Origin of the sequence: Leptolyngbya sp. FACHB-711, assembly GCF_014695615.1 — a bacterium.
Lineage (GTDB): Bacteria > Cyanobacteriota > Cyanobacteriia > Elainellales > Elainellaceae > Leptolyngbya_A.
Window position 1 is genome coordinate 1 of record NZ_JACJOR010000524.1, and the last position, 6947, is coordinate 6947.

Below are 6947 nucleotides of genomic sequence, written 5' to 3' on the forward strand. Positions count from 1 at the left end.
TGGGCTGCGGCTCATTCCCGATGTCGCCTATCAGCCTGCGGCTCTGGTTCCGACGCTGAATCCTGTCACCGATTGCCCCACAGATCTGAGTTTAGTTGGGCTGCGGAGCGTCTCGCCTGTGCATCTGGAATATTTGCACAGTATGGGTGTGAGTGCGTCGATGTCGGTATCGCTGCTGAACCACAAGCTGAATCAAAAAACGCTGTGGGGCTTAATTGCCTGTCATCACCATACGCCCAAGTTTCTGAGCTACGAAGTCCGAACGATCTGCGAATTGTTAGGACAGGTGGTTTCCTGGGAACTGGGAGTGAAGGAGGAAAATGAAGATCTGGAATACAAGGTGAAGCTGCGATCGACGCTGGCACGGTTTGTTGGGCAAATTTCGCAGCATAGCGAGTGGGTGAGCGGGCTGGATTACGCTTCAGCAGATTTGCTGGATCTGGTCGGTGCCCAAGGCGCGGCAATCCTCTGGGACGATCGCTGGATGCAGATTGGGCAAACCCCTGACCTCGCCGACTTGTCCGCGCTGGTGGAATGGCTCGAAACCCAGGTCGAAGACAATTTGTTTTATACCGATGCCCTGGCGCAGGTTTATGCTGACGCAGCTCGATATCAGCAAATGGCAAGCGGGCTCATCGGCTTAGCCATCTCAAAAACGAACCGGAACTATATTCTGTGGTTTCGCCCAGAGGTCGTGCAAACTGTGAACTGGGGCGGCGATCCCAATAAGCCTGTGCAGGTCGAGCAGGACGGCTCCGTGCGGCTCTCGCCTCGCAAATCCTTCGCGCTGTGGCAAGAAACGGTGAGGGGTAAGTCGCTACCCTGGAAGCCCTGCGAAGTGGAGACCGTGATGGAACTGCGAAGTGCGATCGTTGGCATTGTGCTACGGCGAGTCGATGAATTAGCGCGAATTAATTTGGAGCTACAGCGCAGCAATCACGAGCTAGATGCCTTTGCCTACATCGCGTCTCACGACTTAAAAGAACCGCTGCGGGGCATTCACAACTACTCAAATTTTTTGCTAGAAGACTATGCCAAAGTGTTGGACGAAGAGGGCGTTGCCAAACTGAAAACCCTGGTGCGACTAACCCAGCGCATGGAAGATCTGATCGATACGCTGCTGCACTTTTCTCGCCTCGGACGGGTTGAACTGGAGCTGCAAAAGATTGACCTGAATGAGCTGGTGAAAGCGGTGATCGAGGTGCTGCGCCTGTCGCGATCGAACGTCAGAATTCAAATTCCCAAACCGCTGCCGACGATCGAGTGTGACCCGGTGCAGGTGAGCGAAGTATTTAGCAATCTGATCAGCAACGCAATTAAGTACAACGATACCCTGGATAAACTGGTTGAGATTGGCTGGACAGACGAAATCACGTCATCCTGTCCGGCAATGCAAAGCAATTCTCCCTTCGGGGGCATTGGTCAGGGGCGATCGGAAAAGCTATCCAAACTTGTTTTTTATGTGCGTGACAATGGCATTGGCATTCCAGACCATCACCGGGAGAATATCTTTCGCATTTTTAAGCGGCTGCACAGCCCCAAAAAATACGGCGGCGGCACAGGGGCGGGTTTAACAATTGCCCGAAAAATTGTTGAGCGGCACGGCGGGCAGATTTGGGTCGAATCTGAGGTGGGCAAAGGCAGCACGTTTTTCTTCACCTTACCGACGTAAGTATGCTCGATTGGGATGACTGAGGAACTTCTAAAACACCCAAAGCTTTCTGGCGATCGTCTTTATAAATTGGCGAAGTTAGTAGCGTGCGATTGCGTCCCCGAAAACTGGCGCGCCTGCTAGAAGGTTTACTGATGCTTAACCTTTAGCTATCTTCGGGTTAGTCTGCTTAGCCTATCCCTAATCTATTCCCAGGTGAAGAGAATTCTTACCGCCCTAAATCTGCCAGTCCAGCATCTCAGCGACCTCATCCGCCAGCTTAAACGGATCAAACGGCTTATAAATCACTCCAGCAATCTCAAACTCCAGAATTTGGGCGGGTGTGACCACATCGAGCTTTGCCGTAAGCAAAATTACCGGAATCGATCGCGTTGCAGCGTTTGCTTTGAGCTGCTGAAGTAACCGCAGTCCATCAATGTCGGGCATCATGACATCCAGCAAAATTGCATCGGGCTGCTCTGCTTCTGCCTGCAAAAGTCCTTTGCTTCCCGATCCTGCGATCGAAACACTCCAGCCGCCAAGCCTTCTCAAACAGACATCAACAATTCTCGCAAGGCGTTTTTCGTCATCGATTAGAAGAATTCGCTTTGCTGTCATTAGAGCAAGCTCTGTCGAACAACGGGGATTTCAATGGGTAGATCTCACCTAAACTAGCAGCGATCGATCACAAGCACATCGCCCCTCTGAGGGATTAGATTTTTGTCTAGGGCTGTATCAATTCAATGTTCATTTGCTCTTATCGCAACTTCAGCGCAACGAATCCTGTGGCACTTACCTGGAGTCCTTGCTTGTTGCACTCATTTGGATCGTGATGAATTGAGTGGCGATTGATTTTGCGGCAGTAGCGGCAGCGTGAAATAGAACGTGCTGCCCTGACCAAGGGTGCTTTCTGCCCAGATTTGTCCGCCGTGGAGCTGCACCAGACTACGGCAAATCGCCAGCCCCAGCCCTGTGCCATCTTGCTGTTGCGCGTCGGTAGAGCGAACCTGCTGAAACCGCTCAAAAATCAGCGTCAGTTTATCGGCCGGAATACCGCGCCCCTGATCTTTTACCTGAAAGCGAATCATTGGATTTCCAGCGATCGTCACTAGAGCGGCACTCAGATGCACTCTTTGATGTGGCGACGAAAACTTGATTGCATTGCCCAACAGATTCACCAGAATTTGGATCAGGCGATCGAGGTCTACATAAATTTGCTGTGGTAGCGGCGTAAATGTGAGAAAAATTTGCTCTTCTTCAGCAAGCGGCAGAAGGCTATCGATCGATCGCTGCATCAGGGTGGCAGCATCGCACCATTGGCGGGCCAAAATAATCTGGCGTGATTCCAGCCGTTCCAGATCGAGTAAGTCGTTGACCAGTCGCACCAGTCGCTCGGTGTCGCTGATAGCAATTTCCAGCACTTCCTGAGCCGTTTCTGGTTCGTCGTCAAATAGTCCGGTTGAAAGCAGAGCCAGCGCACCTCGAATCGATGCCAGCGGCGTTTTTAGCTCATGGCTGACGATCGACAAAAATTCTCGCTTGATTTGCTCAATTTCCTGCGCTTCGGTAATATCTTCGATCGTGCCAACGTGCCCAATAATTTCGCCAGAAGAAACGATTGGAGCCGTTTTTACTCGCGCAAACCGGACTGTACTGTCTTTATGCACATAGCGAATGTCGTCTGCGTATTCCTGACGAGAGAGCATCGCCATCCGCCACTTCGACCACTGCTGCTTGCGATCGTCGGGATGAATCGATCGCTGCCAACCCAGCCCCATTGCTTCTTCAAGCGTATAGCCGCAAATTGCCTGACCTCGCGGATTCACATAAGTGCAGTTTCCCATGATGTCAATCCGAAAAATGCCGATCGGTGCGGCTTCACTCAGCACTCGAAATTCGGCTTCACTCCGGCTTAGCAATGTCTCAGCCCGCTTGCGATCGGCAGACTCCTGATGAAGTTGCTGCTTGGTCTGCATTAGCTCAGCAGTTTGTGCTGCAACCTGGCGTTCACGTGCCTGGTTTGCCTGCTGAAGCTGGGACAGAGTTTCCTGGTGTTCGCGTTCAATTTGCCTGCACTCTGCAAACTGGGCAGTCGTCTGCTGCACGATCGATCGCAATTGCTCAGCCGCGATTTCGCATTTAATCAAACAATCTGCTGCGCCATGCTTCAAAGCTGCGATCGCTGTGCGAAGCAGTTCTCCGGTCGAAGTTGTCTCGCTTTCTACCAGCAAAATAATCGGTAAGCTCTGGCTTGGATTTGAATCTGGGTATGAATTTGAGTATGAATCCGAATCTGAATTTAAACGTGAGCTTGGATGCTGGCCTGAATATAAGCTTGAAGACTTGCTCTTGAACTGATTCTTGAACTGGTTCTTAAACTGACGCAAAAATTCCAGCCCCGTCATATCTGGCAGCACATTATCCAGCAGGATTGCATCGGGCAGTTGGCGTGAACAGCAAGCTAAGCCTTCAGTGCCGGACGTTGCCTGCCACACTTCATAACGATGCTGGTCATCTTCAGCCAGACAGCAGCGATACCGTTCCCGGTCTTCCAGACAGTCATCGACAATCAGAACCGATCGGATATCTCCCATCATCATGCTTTATCTAAAAATTCTATTTAAAATTCTTTAATCTACGGTGTTGTTTAAACCGCGATCGTTTTCTGAGTGCTCAGTTGCCCAACTTTTACAGAGAACTAATTCTCTTTTAGAATTCAAAGTCCTCCAGATTTGGGGAATTCAAGGGGTGATGTAAAATCTCTGATGCTCCTCAGACAATTTCCTTAACCATCTCCCTTAAGCCATCTTCCTAAACTATTCTCCGAAACCATTTCCTCAAGCGATCGCTAAGTAGGTAGCTTGTTCGCACTAAACCAGTATTCGATCATAAGCTGCATATTTCTTTTGAATTTTGCCCCATCAACCTGCTTCACAATACATCCACTCACACCTTTTTGATAGAGCAAATTGACTTCCTTGGGGTTGAGATCACCCGATAACGCAACGATCGGGATCGCGCTCAGAGAGTCGATTTGTTTAACACGAGTGAGAATCTCTGTTCCGTCGGTTCCCGGCAAACTCAGATCCAGCAAAATCAGCGAAGGAAGCGCATGGTTGCCCTGATCTTGCACAATGCTTTGATGTTGCAGCAGGTATTCCATTGCTTCATCTCCAGTGGCGCAGCGATCGAGCTGACATAAATTCAACGCTTGCTCCACGATCCGTTCCAGAATCGCGAAATCCTCATCGCTATCTTCAATGACAAGCAGAACCGGGGGTCGGGATTCGTGCATAGGACGAAGTAGGGGTAGGCAGCAGGAAGAAATGACCAATAAACCAATGACCAATGACCAATGACTAATAACTAAACTCAAGGACGATTGCGTTTTCGCAGGCGAGTTCGCTCTAGCCATCGGGTAATGCGGGCGATCAGCTCAGGAGGAACGATCGGCTTTCCGATAAAGTCATCTGCCCCTGCTGCAAAGATCTGGTGAATCACGTCAGGATCGTCGTAAGCGGTCAAAATCAGAATCGGCAGGTCTGCCCACTGCGGGTCTTGCCGCACCACCTGACAGAGTTCGATGCCGCTAAAGGTTGGCATATAGCCGCTTAAAATCAGTAGATCGGGCGCAGTTGCCGTAAACACTTCCCAAAACTGCTGCGGGTCTGCCAGCGTTGTCACCTGCATTCCCCAAGGTGGTAGCAGATCGATCAGCGTTTCCAGCACGGTCGAGTCATCATCTACAACCAGCACTTGGGCATCGGGCAGGGGAGCCGGATTAATGATTTTGGTGACGACGCGCAGTACTTCTGTGATTGAAATGGGCTTGTGCAAAAACGCCTGACCACCCAGCCGCGCCACGGTCACGCGATCGGCAAGACTGTTTTTCATGGTCAACGCCACAACGGGAACTGCCGAATTTTGCTCAGCCAGCTCAGCCAGCAGCGCGAAGCCATTCTCAGTCGTTTCGGGGAAGATCAGATCCAGCAAAATCACATCGGGCGACATTTGGGCGATCGCAGTTCGACCTTCAGCTAACGTCGTTGCCACTTCCACCTGAAATCCGGCGGTGCTTGCGGCTTGCTTTAATAGCTTGGTAAGCACCACGTCGTCATCGATCACCAGTAGCCGTCCTGAAGCGACTTTGGGCACGGGCACAGGCACGGCGACCGCAGGCGTTGCATCCAGGGCTTGCTGGAGCGCCTGCACCAACTGAGAAAGCTGCTGTGCCTCGGTGGAACCCAGGGAAACGCCGTCTTGAAGCAACTGCTCGATCTGACGGGCAGACTGAGAGCCTTCGAGCAGACCTAGCGATCCCAGGGTTCCGGCAAGCTGGTGAGCCTGTCGTTCAGCTTGCTGGCGCAGAGTGAATTCCAGCGTTCCGGCAAACAGGCTGCTGATCACCTGCTCAAATACTGCCACTTCTTCCTGAAGGCTGGCTTTTAGCTCTGCCTGCACTTGCGCCAGCTCTGCCATGATGTCTTGATGCGCCCGCACGCGATCGCCTTCCATGGATTCAGGAGCAGGAAGCTGCTCTTGCTCAGCACTGTTGGAAATCGGGGCAGTTTCAGGGGGCGGATTTAGCCGATAGCCCAATCCATAAATAGTTTCGATCGGTTCGGCGGTGACTCCGGCTGCCTTGAGCTTTTGCCGCAGTCCTTTGACATGGGAGGCGACGGTTCCTTCACCTGGAGCTTCTGAAGCATTCCAGAGGCGATCGAGAATCACGTCTTTGCTAAAGATTCGCAGCGGATTCTCCAGAAAAAGCTGAAGCAGGCTAAATTCTTTCGCAGTAAGGTTGAGCGGCATGCCTTCCCACGTCACCTGACGCAGAGCGGGCAAGAGTTGCAGTGCGCCCCAGTGCAAAGTGGGGGTAAAGTTGACCTGCCGTCGCCGCAGCAATGCCTGTACCCGGGCGATAAACTCGGTTAGATCAAAGGGCTTATCCAGACAGTCATCTGCGCCCGCGTTGAGGCCCATCACCCGTCGGCGGCTCCCATCTCGCAATGTCAGCAGCAAAATTGGCATCTGGTAGTTCTGCGATCGAAGATTTCGACACAGACTAATGCCGTCCATATCTGGCAACTCGGCATCGAGCACGAGCAGGTCATAGTCGTAGGTTTGCACCATTTGCATTCCCGTCCGACTATCCGCAGTCAAATCAACCGAAAACTGACGGTTAGTTAATGCCAGCGTTATCGTTGCGCCTGTCTTCTCGTCACTCTCGACCAATAGAACTCTCACGCTCACCTCTTTTTTAACCAACGCGCTTCTTTAGCCCATAAGCAATCGG

5 protein-coding genes are annotated in these 6947 nt (G+C 51.7%); 1 reads left to right on the forward strand and 4 read right to left on the reverse strand.

The genetic code is table 11. From position 1 onward, the window contains the following. On the forward strand, window positions 1–1672 hold a 1672-nt coding region (locus H6F80_RS25700; protein ID WP_190794358.1), incomplete at its 5' end, for a GAF domain-containing sensor histidine kinase. A 216-nt stretch (window positions 1673–1888) separates the two neighbouring features. Here the strand turns inward: H6F80_RS25700 and H6F80_RS25705 are convergent. The 4 genes from H6F80_RS25705 to H6F80_RS25720 all read right to left on the reverse strand — a co-directional run bounded on the left by H6F80_RS25705 (window position 1889) and on the right by H6F80_RS25720 (window position 6898). Further along, a complete protein-coding gene (locus H6F80_RS25705) occupies window positions 1889–2269 on the reverse strand; it encodes a response regulator (protein ID WP_190794359.1) in 381 nt (126 codons plus the stop codon). Window positions 2270–2469: 200 nt separating this feature from the next. Further along, a complete protein-coding gene (locus H6F80_RS25710) occupies window positions 2470–4248 on the reverse strand; it encodes an ATP-binding protein (RefSeq protein WP_190794360.1) in 1779 nt (592 codons plus the stop codon). A gap of 251 nt (window positions 4249–4499) precedes the next feature. Then, window positions 4500–4946: a response regulator gene (locus tag H6F80_RS25715; protein ID WP_190794361.1), complete on the reverse strand. Its 447-nt coding sequence runs from the start codon at window positions 4944–4946 to the stop codon at window positions 4500–4502. A gap of 77 nt (window positions 4947–5023) precedes the next feature. Next, the gene (locus H6F80_RS25720; RefSeq protein ID WP_190794362.1) at window positions 5024–6898 is read right to left on the reverse strand and encodes a response regulator; all 1875 of its coding nucleotides are present in this window, start codon (window positions 6896–6898) and stop codon (window positions 5024–5026) included. Between the last annotated feature and the right edge of the window lie 49 nt (window positions 6899–6947).

Coding starts and splice junctions, on each gene's coding strand:
- H6F80_RS25715 (WP_190794361.1), bottom strand. CDS start 4,946: ATGCACGAATCCCGACCCCCGGTTCTGCTTGTCATTGAAGATAGCGAT.
- H6F80_RS25705 (WP_190794359.1), bottom strand. CDS start 2,269: ATGACAGCAAAGCGAATTCTTCTAATCGATGACGAAAAACGCCTTGCG.
- H6F80_RS25710 (WP_190794360.1), bottom strand. CDS start 4,248: ATGATGGGAGATATCCGATCGGTTCTGATTGTCGATGACTGTCTGGAA.